The following is a 26,441-nucleotide window of genomic DNA, read 5'->3' as shown; positions in this document are numbered from 1 at the left end:
CAAGCAGGAAGAAAGCGGGCAACAGGCCTGTGCCAGCTTGTCCGCATCAGAGGGGGAAACGGAAGATGAACCGTTACAAACGCAAAATGAGCCGTACGCTGGGGCTTACGCTCAGCTTGTCGGCAGCGGCGATGGCGCTGCTGCCCGCCGGCATCGGTACAGCACAGGAGGGCGGCGCGGAGCCGGCTTCTATCGTCGGACAAGCCTTGGTCGCGCCGGCAGCCGACGCTTCCGCTGAAATGACGGCATCGGCTGCCGTGTATCAGGACCAGATAAGCGTCACGAAGATCGGCTCCTACAGCGAAGGCGCTACGAACAAGGACGGCGGCGTAGCCGAGATCGTCAAATACAACCGCGACAACGGAAGGTTCTACCTCGTCAACGGCTCGGGCAACCCGCCGAGCCTCGATATCGTCAAGCTGGCCGCGGGACAGATGGTCAAGGAGAAGCAGATCGACATCCGGGCGCTTGCCGAGCAGGAGAGCGGATTCCTGTACGGCGACTTGACGAGCGTGGATATCAATACGGCCGCGGGCCGCGTATTCGCCGCCGTGCAGGCCAAGGGTGCCGGGGATCCGGGCCGAATTCTGGAACTTGATTACGAGGGCAACCTGATCCGCGCTTATGAGACGGGCTCCCAGCCGGATATGGCGAAGTCGACGCCGGACGGGCGTTACGTGCTGACGGCCAACGAAGGCGAGCCGCGCGAGGCCGGCATCGATCCCGAAGGCAGCGTCACCATCGTCGACCGCCAATCGCAGTCGGTGCGCCAAGCGAAGTTCGATGATCCCTCCATCATCACGATCTCGTGCATATTCGCGGCGATGCGGACGCAAAGGGGCTGATTACGGGGCCAGGAACGAAGGGACGGGCGCTCACGGATCTGGAGCCGGAATATATCGCCTTGTCCGGAGATGCGGCCACGGCTTATGTGACGCTGCAGGAGAACAATGCCGTTGCGGAGCTGGACATCGCATCCGGCAAGTTCATATCGGTGAAGGGGCTGGGCTTCAAGGACTTCAGCAAGCCGGAAAACGCGCTCGACCTGCTCAAGGACGGCAATATCTCGCTGGAGAACGTCCCGTTCTTCGGGCAATACATGCCGGACGGCATCGCATCCTTCCAGGCCGGTGGCAAAACCTATCTGATCACCGGCAATGAAGGCGACGCCACCGACTTCCCCGGCCGCAAGAACGGCTCGACCGTCAAGGATCTGAAGGCGGTTCTGGATCCGGAGTCGGCGGCGGCGAAGTTCCTCCAAGGAACGACTGTCTACGACAAGGTCGAGGCGTCGAGCGACATGGCCAAGGACGGCATTTACATGTACGGAGGACGCTCCTTCTCCGTTTGGGACGCTGCTTCGATGAAGCAGGTGTATGACAGCGGCAGCAGCTTCGAGCGGATTACGGCCGAGCGCCTCCCGAACAACTTCAATGCCTCCAACGACAAGCCGGACATGGATTCCCGCAGCCCGAAAAAAGGGCCGGAGCCCGAAGACGTCAAAATCGGACATGTCGGCGACCGGACCTTGGCCTTCATCGGCCTTGAACGCGTCGGCGGCGTCATGACTTACGACGTGACGGATCCGGAAGCGGCCCGGTTCGTCAACTACATCAATACCCGCGACTTTGGTGCGAGCGATCCTCTTGCCTCGGATACGGCTCCGGAAGGCATCGAGTTCATCTCTGCCGCGGACAGCCCGACCGGGCAGCCGCTGCTGCTCGTCGCCTTCGAGGTCAGCGGCACAGTCGGCGTTCTCCAGCTCAACACGACCCAGGTGAAGCTGGACCGGAGCGAGATCGCCCTGACGGCAGGCGGCGAGGCGGAATCGCTGACGGCAACAGTGACAGCAGGCACATACGGCTCGAACAACGCAGCAGTGACGTGGACTTCCTCCGCGCCAGGCATCGCCTCCGTCGATGCTTCCGGCAAGGTGACCGGGCATAAAGCCGGCACAGCCGTCATCCGCGCCGTGAGCGCCGACGGCTACGGCGCTGCCGAGGCTGCGGCGAAAGTATCGGATCCGACGCCGACGCCGTCCACCAGCCCGACGCCGACGCCAAGCAGCACGCCGACGCCGAGCGGCACGCCGACGCCGAGCAGCACGCCGGCGCCAAGCGGCGCGCCAACGTCGACGGCAACTCCGGCGCCATCGGCGACGCCAACGCCATCAGCGTCTCCAAGCCCTTCCGCCGCTCCGACAGCCAGCCCGGCACCGACGCCGTCCCCTTCAGCTCCGCTGTTCGGCGATATCGGCGGCCACTGGGCTGCGGATTCCATTCGCGAGGCTTCCGCTCAAGGGCTGCTGACCGGTTATGTCGACGGCAGCTTCCGTCCGAACGCGCCCGTTACCCGACTGGAGCTTACGGTCATGCTGCTTCGCGCCATGGGAGTGAAGCAGCCCGGCGAGACCGTGGCTTCCCGCTTCTCCGACGGCGCCTCCATTCCGGCCTGGGGCCGGGCATTCGCAGCCGAGGCTGCCGAGCGCGGGCTTGTGTCCGGCTACGAGGACGGCAGCTTCCGTCCGGATCAGCGCGTCACCCGCGCCGAGCTGGCCGTGCTGCTGAGCCGCGCCGCCGGCCTTGAAGCGGCCAAGAATGCGCCGTCCGGCTTCTCCGATGCGGCGCTCATTCCGGCCTGGGCGCGGACTGCAGCCGCGTCCGCCCAAGCGGCCGGCCTGCTCCAGGGCCGCGAAGGCGGGCGCTTCGCGCCGGCAGCGCAGACGACCCGCGCCGAAGCGGCGGTCGTGCTTCTTCGCCTGCTTCAGTTGCCGTCGCAAGGGCGCTGAGCCGCAGGCAGGCCACGCCCTCCGCGCAGCGTCATCACGCCCTCAATCCAAGCGTCTCACCCGACAAGCGGGGGAGACGCTTTTTTTCATCCCTGCGGGATCTGCGGCTGTTCTCTTCATGAGGACGTCATCGGAGCTGCCGCAGCTGGCGAGGATAAGGCAGCGGTAGAATACAAAGGAAACGGCATTGGAATCAGGCATCTGAATAAGACATTGGAATAAGATGATGGGCTGGATTGGATTCAGGCAGCTGTGAGCTGAGCTGAAGCGCTCAAGATGCCATTTTCCAACTCCGGAATGAAGGAGGAAGGCGGCTTGAAAGGTCCCAATATTCTGCTCATCACCAGCGACCAGCAGCATTGGAATACGATCGGAGCGCTGGGCGGGGAGCCGCTCACCCCGAACCTGGACCGGCTCGCCAGAGAAGGGACGGCTTTCACGCGGGCATACTGCCCGAACCCCACCTGTACGCGACGAGAGCTTCCATCCTGACCGGGCGGTACCCGAGCCAGCACGGAGCCTGGACGCTGGGCACCAAGCTGCTGGAGGACCGCCATACCGTGGCGCAGGAATTCTCGGAGCCCGGATACAGGACGGGACTCATCGGCAAAGCCCATTTCCAGCCTTTGCGCGGAAGTGATAACTATCCTTCCTTGCAAGCTTATCCGGCTCTTCAGAGTCCTTGCCGAACCTTGCTCAGGAAGTTGTTCATGAGCAGAGGCAGAGAGACTAGGATCGGCGGATCATCCAGCCGGGGCTCTTGCAGCAGCACCTCCTGAGGCGGGAGGGGGACGCCCGGAAGGACGGCCAGCGGGGACTTGCTGCGGGTGCGAAGAGTCGTCTTCGGCAGCAGCATGTCCATCCTCCCCATCGTCCAGGAAATAGAGGTGGCCATCAGGTAGTAGATGCCCGGCTTCACGCCGTCAAAGCGGAAGCTGCCGGGGTAGCGGACCAGCGTACCGTATAAAGGGAGGCCTTCCGGAATCGGCTTGGAGAACAAGCCGATGAGGACGAAGCCTTCGAACGGAACGGCGGCCTCGATGGTGCCGCTCACGCATCCCTCCCGGAAGATCGGGGCGGCAGGCTGCTGCCATTCTCTCAGCCGCCGAAGAGACTCGAAATCCCGATCCGCGCTGCGGGTCGACTGGCGGAATTCGGCGGGGGATACCCCTACACGCTGCGTGAAGCGGGTCGTGAACGTGCCGAGGCTCTGCTGCCGGATCTCGAGGCCGATGTCTCGGACGCTCAGATGGGTGCGGAGCAGCATGTCCTTGGACCGCTCAAGACGGATGGAGGACACGTAATACAAGGGCGTCAGCCCCGTGCGTTCCTTGAACAGCCGGGCGAAATGCGAGGGGCTGTAGGAAATGTGCCTGGCCAGCCGGGCAAGCGGCATCGGGTCGAAAAGGTGTCGGTGAATGTAGGCGATGACCTGGTCGATTTCACTGTAAGGCACCATGGAAGGATCCTCCTCCGCCCGCCGGCGTCAAGCCAGCGACAGCACGTGATTCGAACATTTGTTCTCATTCTATCATGTGGAACAGAATGGGAAAAGATCTTTTTTTGGCCTCCTTACGGCCCCGTTCACACCTTCAGCTGGCTCTTCCATAATACGAAGCGGTGGCGGTCCTTCTCGGCTCCCAGATCCCGGAGCAGGCCGGCTCCTGGCGTATCGTCGACGGGGCTTCCGTTCCACTGCTCGACGATGACGCGCGAGAGGCCTTGCCGGATTGCGATCGTGCGCAGGATTTCCTGCAGAACCCCCACCTCTCTCGCGTGATCTCCCTCCGAAGTCGACAGCGGATGGATCTTGCGCGCGTTGTTCTCGATCCAGTACAGCCAGCGGCCGTTCTCCAGGACCAGGTAGTTGCCGGGCTTCCGGGCGAAGACGCCCTTGCCTTCCTGCGGCCAGTCGGCGACCAGTCCGAACGGGTTGGCGGGATCCGCCGCCGACAGGACGGTCAGGCTGCGGTCCGTGTCCTGCGGGAGGGGACGGCGGACCGCCTCGGCCATCTCGCGGGTCGCGAATTGCATGGACGGCATGCCGGCGATCAGGAATCCGCGGACGAGCACGCCCCATTCCTCCAGACGTTTCAACAGCGGCAGCAGCTCGTCCCAGGAGAAGGGAGAGACGGCGGAGACCAGATCTCGCGAGAGGATCCCGTACGATTCCAGCAGATGGTTGATCCAGCGCAGCGCGGGCGAATCCTCGGCTGGCGAGGCGAGATGCCGGCCGGCATCTGCGGCAGGAGAATGAGCCGCCTCATGGCTGGATGTCCCGGAATTAGACAGGGAGCTGCCTGGAGCGGCAGCGATACCGGCTGCGCCCTGGCGGGCGGATGCCGCGATGGCTGATGGCGAGCCGCCTGGAGCGGCAGCGCCGTCAGCCACAGCTGGGCGCCCGGCCGGACCTGAGCCTGAATTCCCCGTCCCGGCCTCCAGGGAGCCGGTCCAGAACCAGCGGCCGAGACCGGAGCCTCCCCAGGCTCCCGGCCGGCCCTTGGGCGAGCGGGGCTTGGCGGAGGAGACGGCCCTGAGCGGAGCGAACTGGTCGTTCGACACCAGCCCTTCCCAGACCAGCTCCAGCAGCTGCTCCTGCGCCTCCGAAGGAGGCAGGCCCACATCGCGCGCGATCCGGGTCAGAAAGGAAGCGCCGCCGGCTTTGAGCGCTTGAAGCAGGGCGGGATGGGCGGAGCTGCCGTCGTCCTGGGGCAAATAAGGCGCGTACAGCTCCCGGGAATCCGGCAGGAAAAAGGCGATTTTGCCTTCCTTTTCACCTGGCTCCTTGCGCCCGAGCCAAAGCACCTCGCCGGAGGCGCAGAGCAGGTCGAGCTCCTCGGGCCGGTAGGCGGCGAGGCGCGAGGGCAGAATGAAGCTTTCCCAGTGCGACAGCGGGAAATAGAAGCCTTGCAGCGACTGCAGCACCTGCAGCAAGCCGTGCTCGCCCCGCAGCTGGCTGCCCTGCAGAGCGTGCTGGCGGAGCGCCATCTGGCTGCACCAGCGGACGGCGTCGGCCGCCTTGCTGCGGCTGCGCGCATGCTGGACGGAGAGCCGGACGACCCGCGCCGCAATCAGGCTCGAGGCATACAGGCGCTCTCCCTCCTCGGCGAACGGGGCCGCCTGGATCCGGTCGGCCTCCAGCAGACGGGAGATCAGCCTGCCCGACCCGTCGGTGCCGAGGGCCGGATAGCGTTCCGCCAGCTCTTGCTCCGTGAAGGAAAGCCGATGGGAGATGTACCGCTCAATAATGAACGAGACGGAGTCCTCGTCCTCCGGAAAAGCCGCATATACGCCGGCCTCGTCCGCGCAAATGAGCCGCTCCAGGGCTGGGCCGCCGGGCGTGTAGGCGGCGACTCGTCCCTGGCGCCGCAGCGCGGCCAGCCAGCCATCCGCCTCGGCCCGGCCGACAGGCTCGGCTGAGGCGGGCTCGTCCGAGCCGGCAGCGGACGATGCCAGCCGCAGCAGCTCTTCTGGCTCCAGATCGCCCCGCCGCTTGAGCAGCTGGTACAGATCGTCCTCGCTGCGAACGCTGCCGGCTGGCCGTTCGAGCCGCTCGTGCTCCGCCTCCAGCACCTCGGGAGCGACCGCGCCGCGCAGAGCCTCGGCGCCGAACAGCTCGCCGGCGAGCTCGCGGCTCATCTGCAGCAGCTGGGCGCGGACGGCGCCGTCCAGGCCGTCGCCCTCGTAGATTCGCATGTTCACGTAATCCGCCGCGAACTGGGAGGCGAGTGGCGACGGGCGGGACGTATGCACCACCTCAAGCGAGATGCCGCCGCTCTCGATTTCCCGCAGCAGTTCCCGCAGCCGCCCGAGGTCGAGGTAGACGTTCATGCACTCCCGCATCGCCTCGGCGAGATAGGGGAAGCGATCTCCATAGGGAAGGGCGGCGCGCAGCAGCTCCTCGCTGCGCAGCCTCATCTGCCACATCGGCGTGCGGGTGAAGCTTCGGGACAGCAGCAGCGACGTCTCGGCGATGCGCCGGAAGGCGACGGCAAGCAGCGGGGAGCCGGGAATGGCCGCGAGCAGCAGCTCCGCCAGGTTGTCCGAGGAGACGGAATGGACGGCCTGGAGCCAGGAGGGCTCCCATTCCGGCAGCACGAACTCGATCCCGTTGTCCTTGGCGTTGCCGTACAGGCGATAGGGCAGCGTCTCCTCGAATCTGCGCTCGATGGCGAGCTGCCACGTCCGGTTCACGCGGCGTCCCCAGGCATTGTGGATGACGATGTGGGTCTGGTTCGATATATCCTTGTACACCTCGACGGCGATCCGCTTGCGGGTCGGCCTGACGCCGGAGGCGGCCTGGGCGCGGACGAGGGCGGCCAGCTGCCGCGCGGAGCGGTCATCCATGCCGCTGCGCTCCCGGAGCTCGGCGATGACGGCTTCGTCTCCGGGATGGACGGGCTCGTCCGGCAAGGACGAGCCCTCTTCAAGGCCGTCCATCCCGGAAAGGGCCGCCTCGGGAGGGCGCCCGGGCTGGTGATCGTTGTGATTTCCCGCCTGAAGAGCTTCTTCATCTCCCTGCTCCAGCCTCTCCAGCAGCTCCGTCCACAGCTCCGCCACCCTCCGGCCAAGCAGATAGGAGCGGGAGCCGGCTTCGTTGCGCCAGAACGGAATCTCGCTGAAGCTGTTCGACGTCTCGGTCACATAAACGCGGTCCTTGCTGATCTGGCGGATCATCCAGGAATTCGTGCCGAGCTGGAACACATCTCCGACCCGGCTCTCCTGGACGAATTCCTCATCCAGCTCGCCGATATGGGCGCGGCTGTCGGAATGATGGACGGGATAAGCGCTGCTCTGCGGGATCGTGCCTGCTCCCGTGACCGCTGCCATGGAGCTGTTGCTGCGAGGTCCGACCGTGCCGGAGCCCCGGTCCCACTCCAGCAGCGGCCGGGAAAACGGATAGAAGCCGGCCAGCACCGCCAGCATCGATTCCAGCCTGCCGCGCGGGAAAGCCTGATAGCTGTCGCTTCCCGCAATCAAGCGGTGCATGGCCTCCACGGTCCACTCGCCGCCGGAAGCCATGGCGACAGCCTGCTGCGACAGCACGTCAAGCGCGTCGCGCGGAATCTCGATCGGCTCGATATCGCGCTCCGCGATCATGCGGCTGAGCACCGCGATTTCGGGCAGCGCGCCGCGCTGGCGGGAGAGGATGACGCCGCGGCTCGCCTCGCCGACTCCGTGTCCGGCGCGGCCGATCCGCTGGATGCCGGAGGCGGCGGACAAGGGCGAGTCGACTTGGATGACGAGGTCGACGTGGCCGACATCGATGCCGAGCTCCAGCGACGAGGTGGCGACGATGCAGCGCAGCTCGCCCGCCTTCAGCAGCCGCTCGACCTCGAGCCGCCGCGTCCGGTCCATGCTCCCGTGATGGGCGCGGCACATCTCGTGGCCGGTGTAATCGTTCAGCCGCAGGCAGAGCCGTTCGGCCAGCCTTCGGCTGTTCACGAAGACAAGCGTCGAGCGGCTCCCTTCCATGAGCTGGAGCAGCCGGTCCATGATCGGGAACCAGACGGATTCCCGGGTCCGGTGCAGCCGGCTGTGGTCAGGCATCGTGACCGATACCTGCATCGTTTTGGGCATCGCGCTTTCCACGATGGCCACGGGGCGGGGGAGATAGCCGAGCGGATGAGCCGGGAACCCGTCGCCGTCCTGATCAGACGTGAGAAGAGGGGCAGCTGAATCTGAAGCCTCCGTCAACCCGCCTGCTTCGGGCGACCATCCCCCGAGGAAGCGGGCGACGCGCTCCATCGGCCTTACGGTCGCCGATAAGCCGATGCGCTGCAGCGGACGGCCGCACCAAGCCTCGAGCCGCTCCAGCGTCAAGGAGAGATGGGAACCGCGCTTGTCCGCCGCCAGATCGTGGATCTCGTCGACGATGACTTGGCGGGTCGTCCGAAGCATCGTTCTTCCCTTCGCCGAGCCGAGCAGGATATAGAGCGATTCGGGGGTGGTCACCAGCACGTCGGGCGGCTTGCGCAGCATGGAGGCTCGCTTGGAGGCCGGCGTATCGCCGGTCCGGACTGCGCAAGTAATTCTTTGTGATGCCGGGTCATGCCCGGCAGGATGTTCATGGGCAAGCCATTGTTCATACTGTCGCCCTATCTCCTCGACGAATCCGGTGACATGGTCGTAAATATCATTGTTCAGCGCCTTGAGCGGCGTCACGTAGATGACCCGGACTCCGGACGGCGCCATGCTGCCGTCCAGGCTTTCACCCGTCTCTTCCTTGGAGCGGAGCACCCGGTCGAGGCAGGGCAGCAAGGCCGCCAGCGTCTTGCCGGAGCCGGTCGGAGCGGCCAGCAGCGTATGCTCTCCCTCTCCGATGGATGCCCAGGCCCGGCGCTGGATATCGGTAGGGCTGCCGAAAGAGCCCGCAAACCATTGCGCGAGAACGGGGTGGAACCGGTTCAGCGATGGATCGGGCTGACGATGGGTCGTCATGGAATCACCAAGCCTCCTTGTCATAGAAGGGAAAAATCGGCTCTATGGAGCCTGCAGGGCTGCGATCTAGCGGCTGCAGCGTTGTCTTCTAAGAATACTATACTTCGCTTTGCCGTCCTAATCGGAAGCACGGCTTGCCGTTGACAGCTATTCGCCTTGGTTTCCGTTTGGAAAGTTTAAACCAGGCACTTGAAACCGGGGCAGATGGTCCCCGTAACGACGGAATGCATCGGACCTTTGAAACATTCGGGACTGGTATGCGTCTACTCTAGTGGAAATATCCGTTTGAGAACCGACGAATAGTCATCGATTTCGACTCAAGGAGGCTGTCTTCATATGATCTTAACATCCATCCGCCGCCCCGCTCTCGCTGTGCTGGCGGCAACCGTCCTGGCCGCAGGCGGCATGGGGGCCGGCACGGCTGCCGCGGCCGGCTCGGCTCCGTCCGCGACCATTCTGCTGGACGGGTATCCGCTGACTTTCCCGGCCCAGCCGATCATCCAGAACGGGACGACGATGGTTCCTTTCCGGGCCATTGCCGAAGCGCTGCAGATTCCCGTCGAGTGGAATGCCGCGGGCAAGACGGTTACGGCCGTCAAGACCACGGATGAAGGCCAGCGCAAGGTCGTGCTGCGCCAAGGCAGCAAGCAGGCGACGGTCGACGGCGCGGCGGCTCAGCTCGGGGCCGCCCCCGTGCAGAAGAGCGGAACGGTCCTCGTTCCGCTGAGCTTTTTCAGCAGCGCGTTCGGAGCGCAGGTGAGCTGGGACGGGGCGGCCCGCACCGTATCGATCGTTTCTCCTCCGGAGAAGCTGTACACAAAAGCTTATTACGCCATCAAGTCCTATTCCCAAGTGAAGCAGCTGGGCCGCTTCGACGCGGTCGCCTTCGGCTGGGGCCGGATCGGGGAGGACGGCAGGCTGACGCTCAAGGGCAAAGACTTCTACTGGCCCCAAGCCGACGGAGACGTCACTCCCGAATCGATCGTAGCGGGCGCGGGAGCGGCGGGCGGCCTGACGGAATTCATGGTTTTCTCCGGGGATGTCAAAGGCGAGCTGACCAAAATGCTCGGGGATTCCTCGCTGAGAGCCGATACGGTCAAAGGAATCGTGGATGCCGCTTCGCAGGGAGGCTTCAAATCCATCGATCTGGACTTTGAAGGGCTTGGACTGACCGGAGACAAGGCGGCGGCCGCACAGTCGTTCAACGTGTTCGTCAAGGAGCTTCGGACGGCTTCCAAGGCGGCCGGACTCGGCCTGTCGCTGTCGCTGCATCCGCTGAACGGCTCCTACAAAGGCTATGATTACAAAACGCTGGCGCAGCTGTCCGACGAGATCGCGATCATGGCGTACGATTATGAGCAGGGCGGCAAGCCGGAACCTCTGGCCAAGGTGGACGAGGCCATCCGGCTTGCGCTGAAGGAGACCGACCGCAGCAAGCTGCTGCTCGGCATCAACTTCAACAGCGAAACGGCGCAGACGCTGTCCGGACCGGCTGGACTGGCCAAGCGGTACGGCCTCAAGGGCATCGCGCTGTGGCGGCTCGGCCCCGGCCTGGTCGACGCCGATTCCTTGACGGCTCTGGAACGGACGGTCAAGCTCAGAGGTCCTGCTGTAGGCTGATGCCGTCGATCCGATTTCAACCGCAGCATAGAGGAAGGGGGATATGGCCGGAATGCAACCGGAAGCTTATCTGAGAAGCGTGCAGCTGCTGCGGGACAGCGTGCCTTCCTTCGCAGAGTATCCCTTCTCGCTCCCCGTCATCCGGGAGATGGACCGGCTCACGCTGCATCCCAAGGTGACGTACATCGTCGGGGAGAACGGCATGGGCAAATCCACCCTGCTCGAAGGTGTTGCGGTGTCATGGGGCTTCAATGCCGAGGGAGGCAGCCTGAACTTCACGTTCTCCACCTATGCTTCCCATTCGGAGCTTCACCGGCATTTGAGGCTGGCGCGCGGAATCCGCAAGCCTCGGGACGGGTTCTTCTTCCGGGCAGAGAGCTATTACAATCTGGCGAGCAATATCGAGGAGATGGATCGGGACCCCGATGGTCGGGGACCTAGAATCATCGAAAGCTATGGAGGCCGTTCTCTGCATGAGCAGTCGCATGGAGAGTCCTTTTTTGCTTCCTTCATTAACCGGCTGGGGGGCGGCGGGCTCTACATCATGGACGAGCCGGAGGCGGCGCTGTCGCCGACGAGGCAGCTGTCGATGCTGACCCGGATCCACGAGCTCGTCCGCCAAGGCTCCCAATTCATCATCTCCACGCATTCGCCGATTCTGATGGCTTATCCGGACGCAGTCATTTATCAGTTCAGCGGGAGCGGCATCGAAGAGGTCGCGCTGGAGGAGACGGAGCATTTCCGGGTGACGAGGCAGTTCCTGAACAACCGGAGCCCGATGCTGGAGGAGCTGTTCTCGGAGGAATAGGCTCGAATCCTTCCGCTCATGGATCGACGGGTCTGAAGGCGCATTGGGAAGAGGCATGGAGAAAGACAAAGAGGCGTGAGAAGTTCTCATGCCTCTTTTTGTTCATCCCGGGAGGCTTCAGGCCAGGCTTTGCCGACCTTTCGCTCCGGATCGGCAGCAGCCGACTGGCCGCCGGCCGAGTGGCAAAGGCACTTGAGCGAGACCTATAATAAAGGAAACAGATTCCCTTGGGACGGATAGAGGGAAAGGGGGCTGCAAAACGCATGGCATCTTCAACCGAAACCTCATCCTACCGCGAACGGAGCGATGCCCCTTCATCCGCTGGACAAGCCGGCGGCAAGCGGGCGGGCTGGCGTTCCTTCGTCAGGCTCATCATGGCGTCCAAGCCGCCCAAAAAGCTGATCGCCGTCGCGCTGCTGCTGAGCCTGGCTTCTACGGCGGCAGGGCTCGTCGTGCCGATGGTGACCAAGCAGTTCATCGACGGCTTCAGCCTGAGCGCCCTGAAGCCGGTCCATATCATCATGCTGGCCGGGTTCTTCGTCATCCAAGCGCTGGCCGGAGCTTATTCCAGCTACTTGCTCGCCCGGCTCGGGCAGCATGTCGTTGCAAGCCTGCGCGAGCGGCTGTGGCGCAAGCTGATGGCGCTGCCGGTCGCTTATTACGACCGCCACCAGACGGGAGAAACGGTCAGCCGCATGACCAACGACACGGGCGTCGTGCGCGGACTCATCACCGATCATCTGGTCGGCTTCGTCACCAGCATCATCTCGGCGATCGGAGCGTTCATCCTGCTGCTGACGTTGGATTGGCGCATGACGCTCATCCTGCTGATCGCGATTCCGGTGCTGGCCGGCATCATGGTGCCGCTCGGCATCATGATGCACCGCATCGCCAAGGAAACGCAGGACGAGACGGCTTCCTTCTCCGGCGGCATCAACAACGTGCTGTCGGAGGTCCGCCTCGTCAAGGCGTCTGGCGCGGAGCGGCGTGAGCTGGAGCACGGCTTCAAGGGCATCCGCGCCTTGTACCGGCTCGGCGTCCGTGAAGGCAGGGTCGGGGCATGGATCGGCCCCGCCGTCTCCTTCACGATCATGATGCTGCTCGTCATCATCATCGGCTACGGCGGCGTGCGCGTGTCGTCCGGGGCGATGACAGCCGGCGACCTCGTCGCCTTCATCCTGTACCTCATGCAGATCATCATGCCGGTCAGCCAGATCGCGGTCTTTTTCTCCCAATTCAACAAGGCGATGGGAGCGACGGAGCGGATCAGCGCGACGCTGGAGGAGACCGAGGAGGACTTCGCCGCAGGCGGGGAGCTCCGCAGCGCGTCGGCTCCCGTCACGGCCGAGGGACTGGAGTTCGCCTATGCCGGCAGCGAGCCGATCCTTCGGGGCATCGATTTCGTGATCCAGCCGGGACAGGTTACGGCGATCGTCGGTCCAAGCGGGGGCGGCAAAACAACGCTCTTCTCGCTTCTGGAGCGATATTACGCTCCTACGGCAGGGAGGCTGCTGATCGGCGGCGTGCCGCTCGCGGACTATTCGCTCGCCAGCTGGCGCAGCCGGATCGGTTATGTGGCGCAGGAAAGCCCGCTGATGGCGGGCACGATCCGCGACAATCTGACGTATGGCATCGACCGCGCGCCGGAGCCGGAGGAGCTGGAGAGAGCGGCGCGGTTGGCCTACGCCGACGTCTTCATCAACGAGCTGCCGCAAAAATACGACACCGAGGTCGGCGAGCGCGGCATCAAGCTGTCCGGGGGGCAGCGGCAGCGCATCGGGATCGCGCGGGCCCTGCTGCGCAATCCGGACATCCTGCTGCTCGACGAGGCGACCTCGGCGCTCGACAGCCAGTCGGAGGTGATCGTGCAGCAGGCGCTCGGCAATCTGATGGAGGGGCGCACGACGGTCGTCATCGCCCACCGGTTGTCGACCGTCGTGGACGCCGACCAGATCCTGTTCGTGGACAAGGGACGCATCACCGGACGGGGCACCCATGAGGAGCTGCTGGAGACGCATGAGCTGTACCGCGAGTTCGCGCTGCGCCAGCTGCGCTCTCCGAAGGAAGACGAGGCGGCGGCGGTTGACCCCCGCTCGCAGCCGGAATTATACTAGAAGCAGGGCGGCATGCCGCCACAGGAAATGAGAGGCGGATCCACGCCTGCCTGCTCTCTGTACTGAATGTCACGGGGTTGCACACAGATAGAGTCTCAGACAGATAGAGAAATAGAGACAGAGATAGAACGAGAACCGATCCTCTCGCAGCTGGCAACGGATAGGAGGAGATTGTGGAGTGAACAGCATCCATTCTGAAGAAGACTTGGTCAAGCTCGCGCAGCTTCATCTGCCGGGCTATGGCTACGGAACAAAGGCGGATGCATATGCATCCGCCGTCTCGACGGCCGAAGCCGCACCGCCCATCCTATGCGCCTCGACGCGGCGGATCGTGCTGATCAGCCCGTATCCCAACCTGCTGCATGAGCTGATCCGGGATTTGTCCGCCGCCTGCTACGATGTGATGGTCTTCCACCGCGTGGACGATTACGTTCTGCACAGCCTGCAGGCCGACCTGTACCTGATCGACGGCAGCGCGGCCGACATGCTGGGCAGCGATCCCGGCTTCCGCACCTTCATGGCGGATCCGTCCAAGCGGAGCCGCGCCATTCTTCTGGGAGACCGGGACAAGCAAGGAAAGGAATTCTGCGGCAGCATGGAAACGGGAGCCCTGCAGACGGTTTCCCCTGCGGACGCTTTGGATCTCGTCGAGGATTGGCTGCTTCGGCATCCTGCCGCAGACGAGGCTGATCCAGGCATTCTGGGCTTCAAGGATCTGATTCTGGACACGAAGCGCATGGCGGTGTTCCGCGGCGGCAGCCCGATCGATCTGACCAAGACGGAGTATGAGCTGCTGCTCAGCTTCATCGGCGCGGAGGGGGCCGTCCAGACGCGCGACCATCTCATGGCGACGATCTGGGATGCGCCGTTTTTCGGCAACAGCAACGTCGTCGACGTCCATGTGAAGAGCCTGCGGCGCAAGCTGGGCGACAACGCCCTGGCTCCGGTGTACATCGAGACCGTGCGCGGAGTCGGCTACCGGCTCGCGGATTGAAGAATGCCAGGCAAGAAGGAGCGCCCGTGCGAACGCTCAGGCTGTTGAGAAGTCTCTGTTGTTACGAGGCTTTTGAAATCAGGTTTGTATTTAAGGAGTTCTACAATGAAGCTCTAGGCTGTCGAGAAAGTCTCGACAGCCTTCTTTATGCTCAATAACTTCATTATGAAAATGTAGGTATTAATTTTGCGGAGCCTATGTTCCTGCTCCTTTATTGATGAGAAGGTCAAACCTTTTACTGCGAGAACAATGACCTGCCGTTGGTCCTATCGTCCTTTTTGAAACAAGTATGAGGAGCTCGTATCCCGGGGAGGATTGTACGCCCGTCTGACCGGCATGCAGGCTTGGCCGGGCAAGAGAACCGAGCGGCCGATCCGTCCGGGCCGGAACTTCGGAGCTTGGCCTTGGTTCCGTGAGGCGGCCTGAGGGTAAGGATAAGTACCTTGATCCTACCGAAACGGAGGCAATCATCATGGGCATACGAACGGGATTGATCGGATACGGCCTGTCAGGCTCGGTATTCCACGCCCCCCTCATCGCAGCCGAGGAAGGCTTGCAGCTGACTGGAGTCGTCACCTCCCAGACGGATAAAGTCCGGGAGGATTACGAGAATGTCGACGTGTACGAAGACGTGGAGGCGCTGCTCGGCAGCGGAGTGGAGCTGGTCGTCGTGGCAAGCCCGAATACGCTGCACTACGAGCATGCCAAGAGCGCCATTCTCGCGGGCAAGCATGTCGTGGTGGAGAAGCCGTTCACCAATACGGTGCGCGAGGCGGAGGAGCTGATCGAGCTGGCGCGGACCAAGGGCGTCATGCTCAGCGTTTTCCACAACCGCCGCTGGGACAACGACTTCCTTACCGTGCGGCAGGTGCTGGATTCCGGCACGATCGGACGGGTTTCCGTCTACGAGGCGCATTACGACCGGTATTCGCCGGAGGTGGAGGTCGAGGCGAGATGGCGGGATCAGCCGCTGCCGGGCTCCGGCATTCTGTATGACCTCGGAGCGCATCTCATCGACCAGGCTGTGCAGGTTCTAGGCAGCCCGGATTCCATTTGGGCCGATCTGCGGCTCGACCGGGATGAAGCGGAGACGGTGGACTACTTCCACCTGGTGCTATCCTATCCCCAGTCGCGGGCGATTCTGCGGGCCGGCACGCTGGTCCGGCAGGCGGGGCCGCGCTTCATGGTCCATGGAGATCTCGGGAGCTATATCAAATACGGGCTGGATCCGCAGGAGGATCAGCTGAAGGCCGGCCTGCGGCCAGGCGACGCCGACTGGGGCGCGGACAAGGAGGAATGCTACGGCGAGCTGACGACGGCCGTCGGCGACCTCACCATGCGCACCAAGATCGATACGCTGCCCGGCAGCTATCAGGACTATTACCGGGGCATCGCGGAGGCGATCTCCGGCGGCGGCAAGCCCCCGGTCGACGTGGAGGAAGCGCTGGAGGTCATTAGGCTGATCGAGGCGGCGCAGCGCAGCGCTCGGGAGCGACGGGTCATTGATCTGGCTCCGGCACTCGACGAGGCCGTTCAAAAAGACTAAGGTCCGCCGCTATCTGGAGGAGCTGGAGCAGGAGAACCGGCTCAAGCGGGTGTACGGCGGCGCCGTGAAGGTGAACGTGGAGCGGGAGGAGCCGGCGTACGTCAAGCGCGAGGTGCTGCAGGCGGAGGAGAAGGCTCGGATCGGCCATGCCGCGGCGGCGCTTATCCAGGACAAGGACGTCATCATCCTCGATGACGGCACGACGACCGTGCAGATGATCGACATGCTGGTGCAGAAAAAACAGCTGACGGTGCTCGTGACGTCCATCCATGCGCTGAATCTGCTGCACAGCTACAAGAACCGCGGCGTCTTCGACGGGGAGATCGTCTTTGTCGGCGGCCGCGTCAACAGCCGGCATTACCGCACGAGCGGAACGCTGGCGATGCATTTCATGTCCAACTTCCATGTGGACAAAGCTTTCATCGTAGCCGACGGCTTGCAGCTGGACGGCGGCGTCACCTGCTTCGAGGACGATCGCGCGATGCTGGGACGGGTCTTCCTCAAGCAGGCGAAGCAGAGCATCGTGCTGGCGGACCATGCCAAGGTCGGCAGCATCTATTACTGCCGCACCTGCGGACTGGAGGAGATCGACATCGTCGTCAGCGACATTGCGCCTCCTCCTGAATGGGCGCCGTCTCTGGAGGAGAAGGATGTCCACTGGATCGTGGCCGACTAAGAGCGAAGCCTGGCTGGGAACAGCCGGGTTTTTCGCCTTTGCAGCGCCTGTCCGGACAAGAGGTGAATCTGCTGGTAAGATAGGGGGAAAAACGGGCGGGGGATTGCAATGGCTCGAAAACTGGCTTGCCTGCACGCGCATGAATCCAATATCGGATTCATCCAGGAGATCGCGCCCCGGGAATTCGTCTTGGAGCATTACGTCGATCCCGGCCTGATCGCCCGGATCGGCAACGATCCCGGCTTCGCGAGCGCCGGAGGCGGCGATAGGGTGCTGAAGCAGCTGGAATGGATGGCTGCGGCGGGAGCGGACGTCATCCTGATCACCTGCACCAACTATATCGCGCTGCTTGACGAGTCTCGTCTGGCAGCCGGAATGCCGGCGATTCTCAAGATCGACGAGCCTTTCTTCCAGGAGGTATGCCGCAGCGGACAGCCGCAACTGCTGCTGTTCAGCAATCCGGCCACGGTAGAAGGAACGATGGCCAGACTGCATGCTTATGCGGAAGCATCCGGCTGTCGGGCGCCGGAAGTCCGCGCCGAAGTCATCCCGGATCTGTTCCCCCTGGTCATGGCGGGCAGGAAAGAGGAGTATGAGGACGCGGTAACCGCTCATCTTCTCCGGGCGGCAGAGTCCGACCCGGGGCTGGCTGTATCCGTCGCCCAGCTGTCGATGGCCGGAGCGGCCGAACGGGCCGGGCGGGAGACGGGCAGGCAGATCGGCCATCCTCTCCGCTCGCTGGCAAGAGCGCTGGAGCTTTTGGCTTCGATTTGAAAAAAGAGAAAGCCCCTGCCGGGACAAGCGGCGTCTCGATCCTCAACGGGTCGGGCGGAGCTGCTTGGCCCGAAGGGGCTTTTTTCATTTTCCGGCGTCGCTGCATTCCTCTGCTTGACGCGGAGGGTCCATCCGCTAGGAGCAGACGTTTCTTCCAATCTCCCCAAACTGCTCAGCAATCGCCCGGTGAGGTTACTTGCCGCCTTCGATGCGCTCCAGCTCCTTGTGCACGATCGGGGCGACCTTCGTACCGAGCAGCTCGATGGCCTTCAGCACCTCGCGATGCGGCATCGTGCTGACGTCCACATGCAGGAAGAAGCGGTCGAGGCCGAGGTTCTGGCGCAGCAGCACGATTTTCTCTGCGACGAATTCGGGATCGCCGACGTAGAGAGCGCCCCTCAGAGTACGGGACTGGTCGTAGGCGGCGCGGTCGTATCCGGCCCATCCGCGCTCTTTGCCGATGGCGCTCATCTGTGCCTGGTTATGAGGGAAGAAGGCATCGGCGGCTCCCTGAGTCGTATCGCCGACAAAGCCGTGCGAGTGCGTAGCGACCCGTAGCTTCGAGAGGTCGTGGCCGGCCTGTGCGGCGGCGCGGCGGTACAGATCCACCAGCGGGGCGAATCTCTCCGGCATGCCCCCGATGATCGCGAATACGACGGGAAGGCCGAGCACGCCGGCGCGAATGGCGGATTCCGGATTGCCTCCCGTAGCGATCCAGACCGGCAGCGGCTCCTGCACCGCCCGCGGGTATACGCCTTGATTGTCGATGGCCGGCCGATGGCCGCCTGGCCAGCTTACTTTTTCCGACTGCCGGATGTTGAGCAGCAGCTCCAGCTTCTCGTCGAACAGCTCATTGTAATCGTCCAGGCTGTATCCGAACAGGGGGAAAGACTCGATGAACGAGCCCCGTCCCGCCATGATCTCGGCACGTCCGTCCGAGAGGCCGTCGAGGGTGGAGAACTGCTGGTAGACGCGGACAGGATCATCCGAGGACAGCACCGTGACGGCGCTCGTCAGGCGGATCTTCTTGGTCAAGGGCGCCGCGGCGGCAAGCACGACGGCTGGAGCGCTTCCCGCATAATCAGGCCGATGATGCTCTCCGATGCCGTAGACGTCCAGACCGGCCTGCTCGGCGACGACGATCTCCTCGACCGCGTTGCGCAGACGCTGGGCGTGGCTGATCGTCGGACCTGCGGTCGAGGCCGGCATGGCCTCCAAAAACGTGCTGATTCCAAGTTCCATCTTTCTCGGTGAAGCGGACATAAGAATAGCCTCCTTTAAGTCTATTCATTGTACTAAATTAACTATTGTTTCTCAACTTTAGTAAGCAAAATGGCGGAGCTTTGGAGGCGATATCGAGCTCCTGGCCGGTTATCCCAAAATCCGGTCGACCAGCTCATCAAGTACGACCTGCAGGCTGCTGCCAAAGACCGCGACGCGATTTTGACGGAATGGACCAAGCGCTACGACGGCAAAAGCGAGCCGAAGAGCTGAAGGGCTGAAGGGCGAGCCGAAAGCTGAACAGCGAGCCGAAAAGCTGAACAGCGAGCCGAAAAGCTGAACAGCGAGCCGAAAGCTGAACAGCGAGCCGAAAAGCTGAACAGCGAGCCGAAAAGCTGAACATTGAAAACGGGGATGGCCTGCCGGCCATCCCCGTTTTATTTTCTATTTGAATGCTGCTCAGCCAAGCAGATCCGGAAGCAGCCTTCCTGCCAGACGGCGAGTCGCCAAGGCAGGCTCGATATCATAGACGATCAGCTCCTCGACGGAAGGAGAAGCCGAAGCCAGTCTTTCGCTGGCGGGTGAGATCAGGCTGGTGACGACCTGCTGTCCTTCCAGGGCGAAGTTGACGCTCGCGAAATAAATTTGGTTCTCGCCGCTGCGGCAAGCCATGGCGCCTTTGTAGAATTCGGGGTTGGGCACCGCGGGAGTGAACTGGGGATGAAAGACGATATCCGCTCCTCGGCGCGCGGCCCAGCGGACGGTCTCGGGATACCTCCACCCCTCATGGCAGATGACGATGCCGAACTTCAGCCCTTCAATCTCGAACAGCGTTCTTCCAACGCCGGGATTATAACCGAATGGCTCTTCGTCCGGATCGAGCTGATTTTTGGTCTGGCGTCCAAGCAGCTCGCCATCGGCAGAGATGACAAATGCCGCGAGCTCCATGCCTCCCTCGCCCCTCCATTCCGTAGGCAGCACAACCGCGATCCGGCGGCTGGCGGCCAGCTCGCAGACGCGCTTCAGAACAGCCTGCATGGCCTCGTGATCATAGGGCTCAACTTCGAAGCCGACCCCTCTCAGCCCCGGAAGGACTGCCTCCGGAAAACAGACGATGGCGCTTCCCTGCTCAGCAGCCTGGCTTATTCCTCGGGCTATGAGATCTTCTCCATCCGCAAGCGACTTCGGAAAGCGGGTTTGGGCGAGTGCGATTCGGACGAGATTCTTTTCCATTCGGCGTTCATCCCCTTTTTTTCCATTCTAAGATGTCTCCAAGCAGCCTGCAAAGGCTTTTCTGGAAAAGAATTCGGGAAGAAAATCAATGGGGAGTAGAAAAACGGAGCGAAAGGGGGTGGAAACTGTGGATGGAATTGGGGAGGGCTTCGAGAACAGGAACGGGGAGAGAGCTTTGAGAACAGGAACGGGAGAAATCGAAAGCAAGTCAAGTAAAAAGCAAGGAACACGAAGCCGGAAAGTTAACGAATGCAGCACAAAACCGGAGATAGGTACAGAAGCCAAAAGCGAAACACGAAATCACAGTTTACGAATGGTATCAGAAACAGAAGAGAAGTTCGAAACACGAAAATGAAACAAGAAATGAAACAAGAAAAACGCCTATGATATCAAATATGATGCATCCCAATGCTGCCTGCGCGCCTCGGTAGTGCTTATAAATTCAAACTGGGAATGCCCAATTAACCGTATCGGACATAGGAACCGTTATTGAGCGAGAATGAGCCTTTATGGGTGATTATCGGACATCAGATCCGTTATTTCTTTGAAATCTACCTCTATGTTGATAAAAATTTGGTAATAGCGGATCGTATGTCCGATAAATCTGAAATAGCCTTCAAATTGGCCAAATAGCGGATCGTATGTCCGATAAAGTCGGAATGGCGACCGGAAACAAAACGATGCACGCCCTCAAGAGGTTCCGGAACGTGAAAAACAAGAGACAAACAAAAGCTGAGCCGCTTGAACGGCTCAGCCTTTGTCATTGCGAGGGCGAATCCCGGCAAGCGCGAGTATGAAGGCGGCGGCAGCCACGGCAGCCATTACTCCCAGGAGCAAAGGCGCGGACTGCTTCATCAGCAGCGAAGCGACGGGCGGGCCTGCGGCCACGCCGATGAATCTCATGCTGCTGTAAAGCGAGCTGATCGTCCCTCGCTCCTCCTTGTCGATGCCTTCGGTAATGAAGGCATCGAGGCAGGGCAAGCCGGCACCGATGCCAAGGCCTGCGCCGGACAGCAGGGCGATGCGGATGGAGGTCGCTTCCCAGAATAGGCAGGCTCCAATGCTGGCCGCGCAGAGGAGGAATCCCCCTGTGACGGTCCATTTCATCACTTTTTTATGCTCTCCGATCCATTTTCCCGCTGCATAGGAAGCTGCGCACAGAACGGCCAAAGGAATCGCGAGCACAAGCCCTTTCAGGATGCCCTTCATGTGATGGCTTTTTTCCAGCGTTTCCGACAGGTAGAACAGCAGTCCGAATAAAATGAACATCGAAAAGCAGCCTACGACGAACAAAGCCGTCAGCCATCTCGCCTTGCTGCGGTAAAGATTCCAAACGCCGCTCAAGAATTGGCCTGGAGGCTGAGTGGCGGCTGCTTCCTTGCCTTGCTTGGGCGGCACCTTGACCAGGAGCAGCACAAGGATAATGGAGAGCGCGCAAAGAACCGGCACGGACCAGAACGGCGCCTGCCAGGCAAGAAGAGCGAGAGCCGATCCGAGAATCGGGCTGAGCACCTTGCCGAAAGTGTTGGAGGTTTCAATCAGTCCGAGTCCCGCGCTGACCTGCTGCTCGCTCCGGAACATGTCTCCTACTAGAGGGAGGACGATCGGCATGGCGCCGGCAGCGCCGATTCCCTGCAGCACTCTCCCCGCCAGAATGATGCCGTATCCCCCTGGCTCGAGACTGCCCGCCCAGCCGCATACCGCGCCTCCCGCTCCAGCCAGGATCAGCGAGGGAATGATGACCTTCTTGCGGCCGATGCGGTCGGACAGATAACCGGCGATCGGGATCAGAATGATGGCCATGACGGAGTAGACCGTAATGATGAGGCTCGCCTGCAAAGGCGTGATTCTGAGCGCCGTTTCGATGGCGGGCAGCACGGGAATAAGCATGGAATTGCCCAGCGTCATGATCAAGGGAACGGATGATAGGGCGAGAAGGGCGGCTGTGCGGCTGTCGTCGGCTTTCTTGTGGGAGGGCTGAGGCTCCCTGCCGACGAACTTCCCGCGCGGCCATTTCATCCCTCCGCCCGATATGGCGGCGGAACCGCCGCGTTTATCTGGTTTCACTCCTGCCGTCACCCTTCTCTCGCGTAATGTACTCGAGCGCTGGAAAAGCGTCCTTGGGTAGGATTCGCCCCGGGCTGGAGTTTCATACCCGGCAAAGAAGAGAAATCAGAGCCGCATCATCCTGCCTGCTGCGGAAACTGGAGCTCGTACAGGCGGCGATATCGGCCTCCTTGCTCCATGAGCTCCTCGTGGGTGCCGCTTTGGACGATGCGGCCCTGCTCCATGACGACGATGAGATCGGCTCTGCGGACGGTGGAGAGGCGGTGAGCGATGACAAGGCTGGTCCTTCCGGCCAGAAGGGTTTCCAACGCTGCTTGGATGAGCTGTTCGGATTCCGTGTCCAGAGCAGCCGTCGCTTCGTCGAGGATGATGACTTTGGGATCGGCAAGCAGCGCTCTTGCGATGGAAAGCCGCTGCTTCTGCCCGCCGGAGAGGCGGACGCCTCTCTCTCCGACTTCCGTATCGTAACCGTCCGGAAGCTCCTCGATGAACGGATGCGCGTAGGCCGCCTGCGCGGCGCCGATCATTTCCTCCTCGGTGGCTCCGGGCTTGCCGTAAGCCAGATTGGCCCGTACGGTGCCGTTGCGGAGCATGACATCCTGCGAGACGATCGCGATCTGACGGCGCAGGGAAGCCTGGGTCACGTCGCGGATGTCGATTCCGTCGACCGTGATCCGGCCTCGGGTCGCGTCGTAATAGCGCATGACGAGATGGGCGGCCGTCGTTTTGCCCGCGCCCGAAGAGCCGACAAGGGCGGTCGTTTTGCCCGGGGCCAAGGTCAGGTTGAACTCATGCAGCACATCAGCCGCGGAGGAGGAGTAGCGGAACGAAACCTGCTCGAACACGATCTCTCCGCCAGCGAGCCTAAGCTCGCCCGCATCAGGCCGGTCCTTGACGTCGGGAACGGCCGACATCGTCTCCATGATGCGGTCGTAGGCCGCCGCGGACTGCTGCACGGTGCTCATGAGGCGGCTGAAGCGCCGGACCGGGTTTTGGAGCAGCCGCAAGTAGCTGAGGTAGGCGATGACGGAGCCGGCGGTCATATCGCCGCGCATCGCTTGCCAGGAGCCGAAGGCGAGCACGAAAGCCATGCCTGCGTATTGAAGCAGGTCGATCATGGGGCCGAAAATCGCGCTGAAGCGGGTGGAGCGGAGATTGGCGTCCCGGTTGTCGGCGCTCCAGCGGGCGAATACAGCGCTTTCGCGTTCTTCGGCGGAGAACGACTTGACGAGCCGGATGGAAGAGAGCGTGTCCTGCAGATGGCTGCTCATCTCCGCCACGGTTTCCTGGACCCGTCGGAAGGTGCGGCGCATCCGTCCGCCATAGCGGCGGGCCGTAAGGAACATGACGGGAAACAAGGCCAGGAGTGCGACGGTCATCTGAGCATTCTCCAGCAGCATGTAACCGGCAATAGCGATGAACGTGACGGCGTCAGTCAGAATCCCCATCGTTCCGGAGCTGACCATCTGCTGCAGCTGGTTGACATCGCTCGTCATGCGGGACATCAGGTCGCCCGTGCGGCGGCGGTCGTAGAAGCCGAGATCGAGGCTCTGCAAATGGCGGTACAGGCGGTTGCGGATCTCGAAGACGGTCTGCTGGCCGGCTTTGCTGAACGTATAGCTGCTGATATAGCCGAAAACGCCGAGCAGCACCGCTGTCCCCAAGACGGCGCCTGCGATCGGTAGCAGCTGGCCGTACAGCTTGCCGGGAATGACATGGTCGACCGCATATTGGGTCAGCTTCGGAATGACGAATTGCAGGGCGGCGACGCCGCCCATGGACAGCCATGCGGCCAGAAGCAGCGGCCATTGTCCTTTGACATGCAGGAACAGGCGCTTGAACATCGGCCACAGCGGAGCTTTATGAGGTTCGGGCGCGGCATGGGATCTCATTTTCATTGGATTCCTCCGGGCGACAGAAGAAAATTCTGCGTAGTCGTTCGATTTCGATCAACGGTCAATGGATAATGCCGCTTTCGCGGGCTTTTGCCGCAAGGCTCCCTGCGGCTCTTCCGAGCGGCTTCTTGAGCAGCAGGCCGGCGAGCAGCGCGATGACGCCGAAGAGCAGCAGCATCGACAAATCCCTGCGCGCGGCTTCGGGGAGAATGCCTCCGACCGTTTCGCGCAAGAGGCCGACGGCATAGGTGAAAGGCAGAAAAGGATAGAGGGCCCGGAAGATCGGAGCTGTGACCTGCACCGGGAACGTGCCGCCGGAGCCGGCGAGCTGCAGCACGAGCAGGACGATGGCGGCAGCCTTGCCGACATTCCCGAGAACGGATACGAGCGTATAGACGATGAGCATGAACACGGTGCTGATGAGCAGAGCCGACAGCACGAACAAGACCGGCGACGCGGGGCGTACGCCGAGCAGCAGGATGTCTCCGAGCGTGACGAGCAGCGACTGCAGCAGGCCGATTGCCCAGAAGGTGAGGAAGCGGCCGAGATAGGCATGCTGGACCTCCGCCTCTCGATGGACATCCAGGCTGAGCATGGAGACGAGCAGCAGCGCGCCGACCCACAGCGAGAGTACGGTGAAGAACGGCGTCATCGCCGTCCCGTAATTCGCGATCGGGAACAGGGAATGCTGCTTCAGCTCGATCGGGCGGGCCAGGAATTCGGCCTTTTGGACGTAATTGCTCTTGAGCAGATCGATGGCCTCGCCGAGATTGCCTTTCTTGCGCAGCTCCCGCAGCTTGGCCGCGAGGTCTCGTATCCGCTTTTCGGCCTCCGGCAGCTCGCTCTGGAAGGCGTCGAGCTTGCTCTGGCCGAATGCGATGCCTTTGGCGGCATCATGGAGCAGGCCGGTCACGGCGGGCAGCTGGGCATGCGCCCGCTTCAGGGCGTCGCCGGCTTCTGCGGCGGCCTTTTGCGCCGCCTTCACTCCTGCTGCGACGCGCGGCGCGAGCTCGCTGTCGTAGCGGCCGAGGAGGTCGGCGGCGATGCGCCCCGCCTCCTCAGCCCCTTGCCGCAGATGCTCGGCAAGCCCGGCGGCCGGCTGCCGCCCGGCCGCCAGCGCCTCGCCTGCGGCGCGGGCCAGCTCCGCCTGGCGGGCGAGGCTGCGCTCGAGCCCGCCAAGGCGCTTGCCGGCGGCGGCGAGCGCGCCGCCGGCATCGCCGTAGGCGCCCAGCCGCGGCAGCAGCGCGGCCAAGGCGCCTGCCGCCGCGCGGCCCGCCTCGATGCGGGCGGCCGCTGCGGCCAGAGCTTCGGCGGCGCGGGCGGAATTGTCCGCCCCGCCTTCGCCAAGCGCTGCGGCGGCAGCTTCCAGCGCCGCGGCAGCCTGCTGCACGAGCAGCAAATTCTGCTTCACGGCGGGAGAGACCGCCTGAAGCGCCTCGCTGCCGTGCTGCAGGAACGTTCCGGCTCCGTCTGCGAAGTGGGAGCCTTCACGGGTCAGCTTCTCGGCGAACGGGAGCGCTTTTTGCGCCTCCGCCGTGAGCTGCGCGGTCTTGCCCAGATCCTTCCGGGCGACGGCTGCGATCCGGTTCACCTCGGGCAGCTCCTTCTCCAGCCGGTAGACGAGCTGCTCCGCATGCTCGATCGCCGGCCGTTCCCGCTCGAGCTCGGTGCCGAGCTCGTTGAACAGGCGGAAGATCGTGCCGTTCACCGTTTCGGAGAATTGCTCGGTGAAGTTCTTGATGATCGTATTCGTTCCGGAAGAGGTTATCTTTGGAGCGATCGCATTGATCTTTTCATTGACGGTGTACGTAATCTCCGCCCGAAGCGGCTTGGGCGAGAGGATGCTGGCCATCCGCTCGGAGAAGTTCGCCGGTATGAGGATGCTGGCATAGTAAGTGCCGTCCCGAACGCCGTCCAGCGCTTCCTTCCCGCCGACAAAATGCCAGCCGATCGAAGGATTGGCGCGCAGCGCCTTGACGATTTCGTCGCCGGCTCGGAGCATGCCGCCGCCGGCTTCTTCTCCCGCTGCAGCGCCCAGCGCCGGACTGAGGCGGTATCCGGCATCCTCGTTGACGACGGCGAACGGAATCTCGGAAGTGCGGCCGTACGGGTCCCACGAGGCGAGAATATTGAACCAGGCGTACAAGGAAGGGAGCAGGGCGAGGCCTCCCAGGATGACGCAGGCGGTCCAGTTCCGTCCGATCCGCCGCCAATCCTCTGCGGCAATGCTGAGTATCGTTTTCATGAGATCCGCCCTCCCAGAT

General features: G+C 62.7%; 17 protein-coding genes and 1 pseudogene. 11 read left to right on the top strand and 7 right to left on the bottom strand.

Translation table 11 applies throughout. The annotated features are described in order from the left end of the window. Nucleotides 1–65 precede the first annotated feature (65 nt). The 3 genes and pseudogenes from AC06G8_RS21325 to AC06G8_RS21315 form a co-directional block, all read left to right on the top strand. Complete coding sequence (locus tag AC06G8_RS21325; protein WP_480283872.1) at nt 66–845, top strand: choice-of-anchor I domain-containing protein; 780 nt, start codon at nt 66–68, stop codon at nt 843–845. Then, entirely contained in the window at nt 809–2,788 is a 1,980-nt protein-coding gene (locus AC06G8_RS21320; protein WP_480283871.1) for a choice-of-anchor I family protein, read from the top strand. Before AC06G8_RS21325 ends, AC06G8_RS21320 begins: the two co-directional genes overlap by 37 nt. A 297-nt stretch (nt 2,789–3,085) precedes the next feature. Continuing rightward, a pseudogene (locus AC06G8_RS21315) lies at nt 3,086–3,465 on the top strand (sulfatase-like hydrolase/transferase); the annotation flags it as partial. Here AC06G8_RS21315 and AC06G8_RS21310 read toward each other — a convergent pair. Beyond that, nucleotides 3,462–4,247, bottom strand: a complete 786-nt coding sequence (locus tag AC06G8_RS21310) for a helix-turn-helix domain-containing protein (RefSeq protein WP_480283870.1) — start codon at nt 4,245–4,247, stop codon at nt 3,462–3,464. The pseudogene AC06G8_RS21315 and the gene AC06G8_RS21310 sit on opposite strands and share 4 nt — an antisense overlap. A gap of 125 nt (nt 4,248–4,372) precedes the next feature. Further along, nucleotides 4,373–9,229, bottom strand: coding sequence for a DEAD/DEAH box helicase (locus tag AC06G8_RS21305; RefSeq protein WP_480283869.1), 4,857 nt, complete (start codon nt 9,227–9,229; stop codon nt 4,373–4,375). A gap of 336 nt (nt 9,230–9,565) precedes the next feature. Here AC06G8_RS21305 and AC06G8_RS21300 point away from each other — a divergent pair, with 336 nt between their 5' ends. The 7 genes from AC06G8_RS21300 (at nt 9,566) to AC06G8_RS21270 (ending at nt 17,761) form a co-directional block, all read left to right on the top strand. Continuing rightward, nucleotides 9,566–10,849, top strand: coding sequence for a stalk domain-containing protein (locus AC06G8_RS21300; RefSeq protein WP_480283868.1), 1,284 nt, complete (start codon nt 9,566–9,568; stop codon nt 10,847–10,849). A gap of 43 nt (nt 10,850–10,892) precedes the next feature. Next, on the top strand, nt 10,893–11,657 hold the full coding sequence (locus AC06G8_RS21295) for an AAA family ATPase (protein ID WP_480283867.1): 765 nt from the start codon (nt 10,893–10,895) through the stop codon (nt 11,655–11,657). Nucleotides 11,658–12,031: 374 nt separating this feature from the next. After that, nucleotides 12,032–13,771: an ABC transporter ATP-binding protein gene (locus AC06G8_RS21290; RefSeq protein WP_480285484.1), complete on the top strand. Its 1,740-nt coding sequence runs from the start codon at nt 12,032–12,034 to the stop codon at nt 13,769–13,771. A 178-nt stretch (nt 13,772–13,949) separates the two neighbouring features. Next, nucleotides 13,950–14,765 (top strand): winged helix-turn-helix domain-containing protein, encoded by an 816-nt coding sequence (locus tag AC06G8_RS21285; protein WP_480283866.1) that lies wholly within the window; start codon nt 13,950–13,952, stop codon nt 14,763–14,765. A gap of 472 nt (nt 14,766–15,237) precedes the next feature. Next, a complete protein-coding gene (locus AC06G8_RS21280) occupies nt 15,238–16,311 on the top strand; it encodes an oxidoreductase (RefSeq protein ID WP_480283865.1) in 1,074 nt (357 codons plus the stop codon). Further along, on the top strand, nt 16,268–16,987 hold the full coding sequence (locus tag AC06G8_RS21275) for a DeoR/GlpR family DNA-binding transcription regulator (RefSeq protein ID WP_480283864.1): 720 nt from the start codon (nt 16,268–16,270) through the stop codon (nt 16,985–16,987). The genes AC06G8_RS21280 and AC06G8_RS21275 overlap by 44 nt, the downstream gene beginning before the upstream one ends. Before the next feature lie 108 nt (nt 16,988–17,095). Next, nucleotides 17,096–17,761, top strand: coding sequence for a hypothetical protein (locus AC06G8_RS21270; protein WP_480283863.1), 666 nt, complete (start codon nt 17,096–17,098; stop codon nt 17,759–17,761). A 192-nt stretch (nt 17,762–17,953) separates the two neighbouring features. Here AC06G8_RS21270 and AC06G8_RS21265 read toward each other — a convergent pair whose 3' ends face one another. Then, a complete protein-coding gene (locus AC06G8_RS21265; RefSeq protein ID WP_447663127.1) occupies nt 17,954–19,024 on the bottom strand; it encodes an LLM class flavin-dependent oxidoreductase in 1,071 nt (356 codons plus the stop codon). Between the two features lie 69 nt (nt 19,025–19,093). Between AC06G8_RS21265 and AC06G8_RS21260 the strand changes: the two genes are divergently transcribed. Continuing rightward, entirely contained in the window at nt 19,094–19,255 is a 162-nt protein-coding gene (locus AC06G8_RS21260) for a hypothetical protein (RefSeq protein WP_480283862.1), read from the top strand. Between the two features lie 186 nt (nt 19,256–19,441). On the opposite strand, the gene AC06G8_RS21255 is transcribed toward AC06G8_RS21260, so the two are convergent. The 4 genes from AC06G8_RS21255 to AC06G8_RS21240 all read right to left on the bottom strand — a co-directional run bounded on the left by AC06G8_RS21255 (nt 19,442) and on the right by AC06G8_RS21240 (nt 26,422). Then, nucleotides 19,442–20,215 (bottom strand): carbon-nitrogen hydrolase family protein, encoded by a 774-nt coding sequence (locus AC06G8_RS21255; RefSeq protein WP_480283861.1) that lies wholly within the window; start codon nt 20,213–20,215, stop codon nt 19,442–19,444. Between the two features lie 750 nt (nt 20,216–20,965). Then, nucleotides 20,966–22,282, bottom strand: a complete 1,317-nt coding sequence (locus AC06G8_RS21250; protein WP_480283860.1) for an MFS transporter — start codon at nt 22,280–22,282, stop codon at nt 20,966–20,968. 116 nt (nt 22,283–22,398) lie between these two features. Beyond that, the gene (locus AC06G8_RS21245; RefSeq protein ID WP_480283859.1) at nt 22,399–24,180 is read right to left on the bottom strand and encodes an ABC transporter ATP-binding protein; all 1,782 of its coding nucleotides are present in this window, start codon (nt 24,178–24,180) and stop codon (nt 22,399–22,401) included. A gap of 58 nt (nt 24,181–24,238) precedes the next feature. After that, nucleotides 24,239–26,422 (bottom strand): YhgE/Pip domain-containing protein, encoded by a 2,184-nt coding sequence (locus AC06G8_RS21240; RefSeq protein ID WP_480283858.1) that lies wholly within the window; start codon nt 26,420–26,422, stop codon nt 24,239–24,241. Between the last annotated feature and the right edge of the window lie 19 nt (nt 26,423–26,441).

Source organism: Paenibacillus sp. SJS-P3 (assembly GCF_056711585.1).
The sequence above is the reverse complement of the archived record's forward strand: the minus strand, read 5'-3'. Positions and strand labels throughout refer to the sequence as shown.

What these genes read in the sequence shown, in the direction of transcription:
- AC06G8_RS21325 (WP_480283872.1), top strand. Translation starts at nt 66, where the DNA reads ATGAACCGTTACAAACGCAAAATGAGCCGTACGCTGGGGCTTACGCTC.
- AC06G8_RS21310 (WP_480283870.1), bottom strand. Translation starts at nt 4,247, where the DNA reads ATGGTGCCTTACAGTGAAATCGACCAGGTCATCGCCTACATTCACCGA.
- AC06G8_RS21305 (WP_480283869.1), bottom strand. Translation starts at nt 9,229, where the DNA reads ATGACGACCCATCGTCAGCCCGATCCATCGCTGAACCGGTTCCACCCC.
- AC06G8_RS21300 (WP_480283868.1), top strand. Translation starts at nt 9,566, where the DNA reads ATGATCTTAACATCCATCCGCCGCCCCGCTCTCGCTGTGCTGGCGGCA.
- AC06G8_RS21295 (WP_480283867.1), top strand. Translation starts at nt 10,893, where the DNA reads ATGGCCGGAATGCAACCGGAAGCTTATCTGAGAAGCGTGCAGCTGCTG.
- AC06G8_RS21290 (WP_480285484.1), top strand. Translation starts at nt 12,032, where the DNA reads ATGGCGTCCAAGCCGCCCAAAAAGCTGATCGCCGTCGCGCTGCTGCTG.
- AC06G8_RS21280 (WP_480283865.1), top strand. Translation starts at nt 15,238, where the DNA reads ATGGGCATACGAACGGGATTGATCGGATACGGCCTGTCAGGCTCGGTA.
- AC06G8_RS21270 (WP_480283863.1), top strand. Translation starts at nt 17,096, where the DNA reads ATGGCTCGAAAACTGGCTTGCCTGCACGCGCATGAATCCAATATCGGA.
- AC06G8_RS21265 (WP_447663127.1), bottom strand. Translation starts at nt 19,024, where the DNA reads ATGTCCGCTTCACCGAGAAAGATGGAACTTGGAATCAGCACGTTTTTG.
- AC06G8_RS21260 (WP_480283862.1), top strand. Translation starts at nt 19,094, where the DNA reads ATGGCGGAGCTTTGGAGGCGATATCGAGCTCCTGGCCGGTTATCCCAA.
- AC06G8_RS21255 (WP_480283861.1), bottom strand. Translation starts at nt 20,215, where the DNA reads ATGGAAAAGAATCTCGTCCGAATCGCACTCGCCCAAACCCGCTTTCCG.
- AC06G8_RS21245 (WP_480283859.1), bottom strand. Translation starts at nt 24,180, where the DNA reads ATGAAAATGAGATCCCATGCCGCGCCCGAACCTCATAAAGCTCCGCTG.
- AC06G8_RS21240 (WP_480283858.1), bottom strand. Translation starts at nt 26,422, where the DNA reads ATGAAAACGATACTCAGCATTGCCGCAGAGGATTGGCGGCGGATCGGA.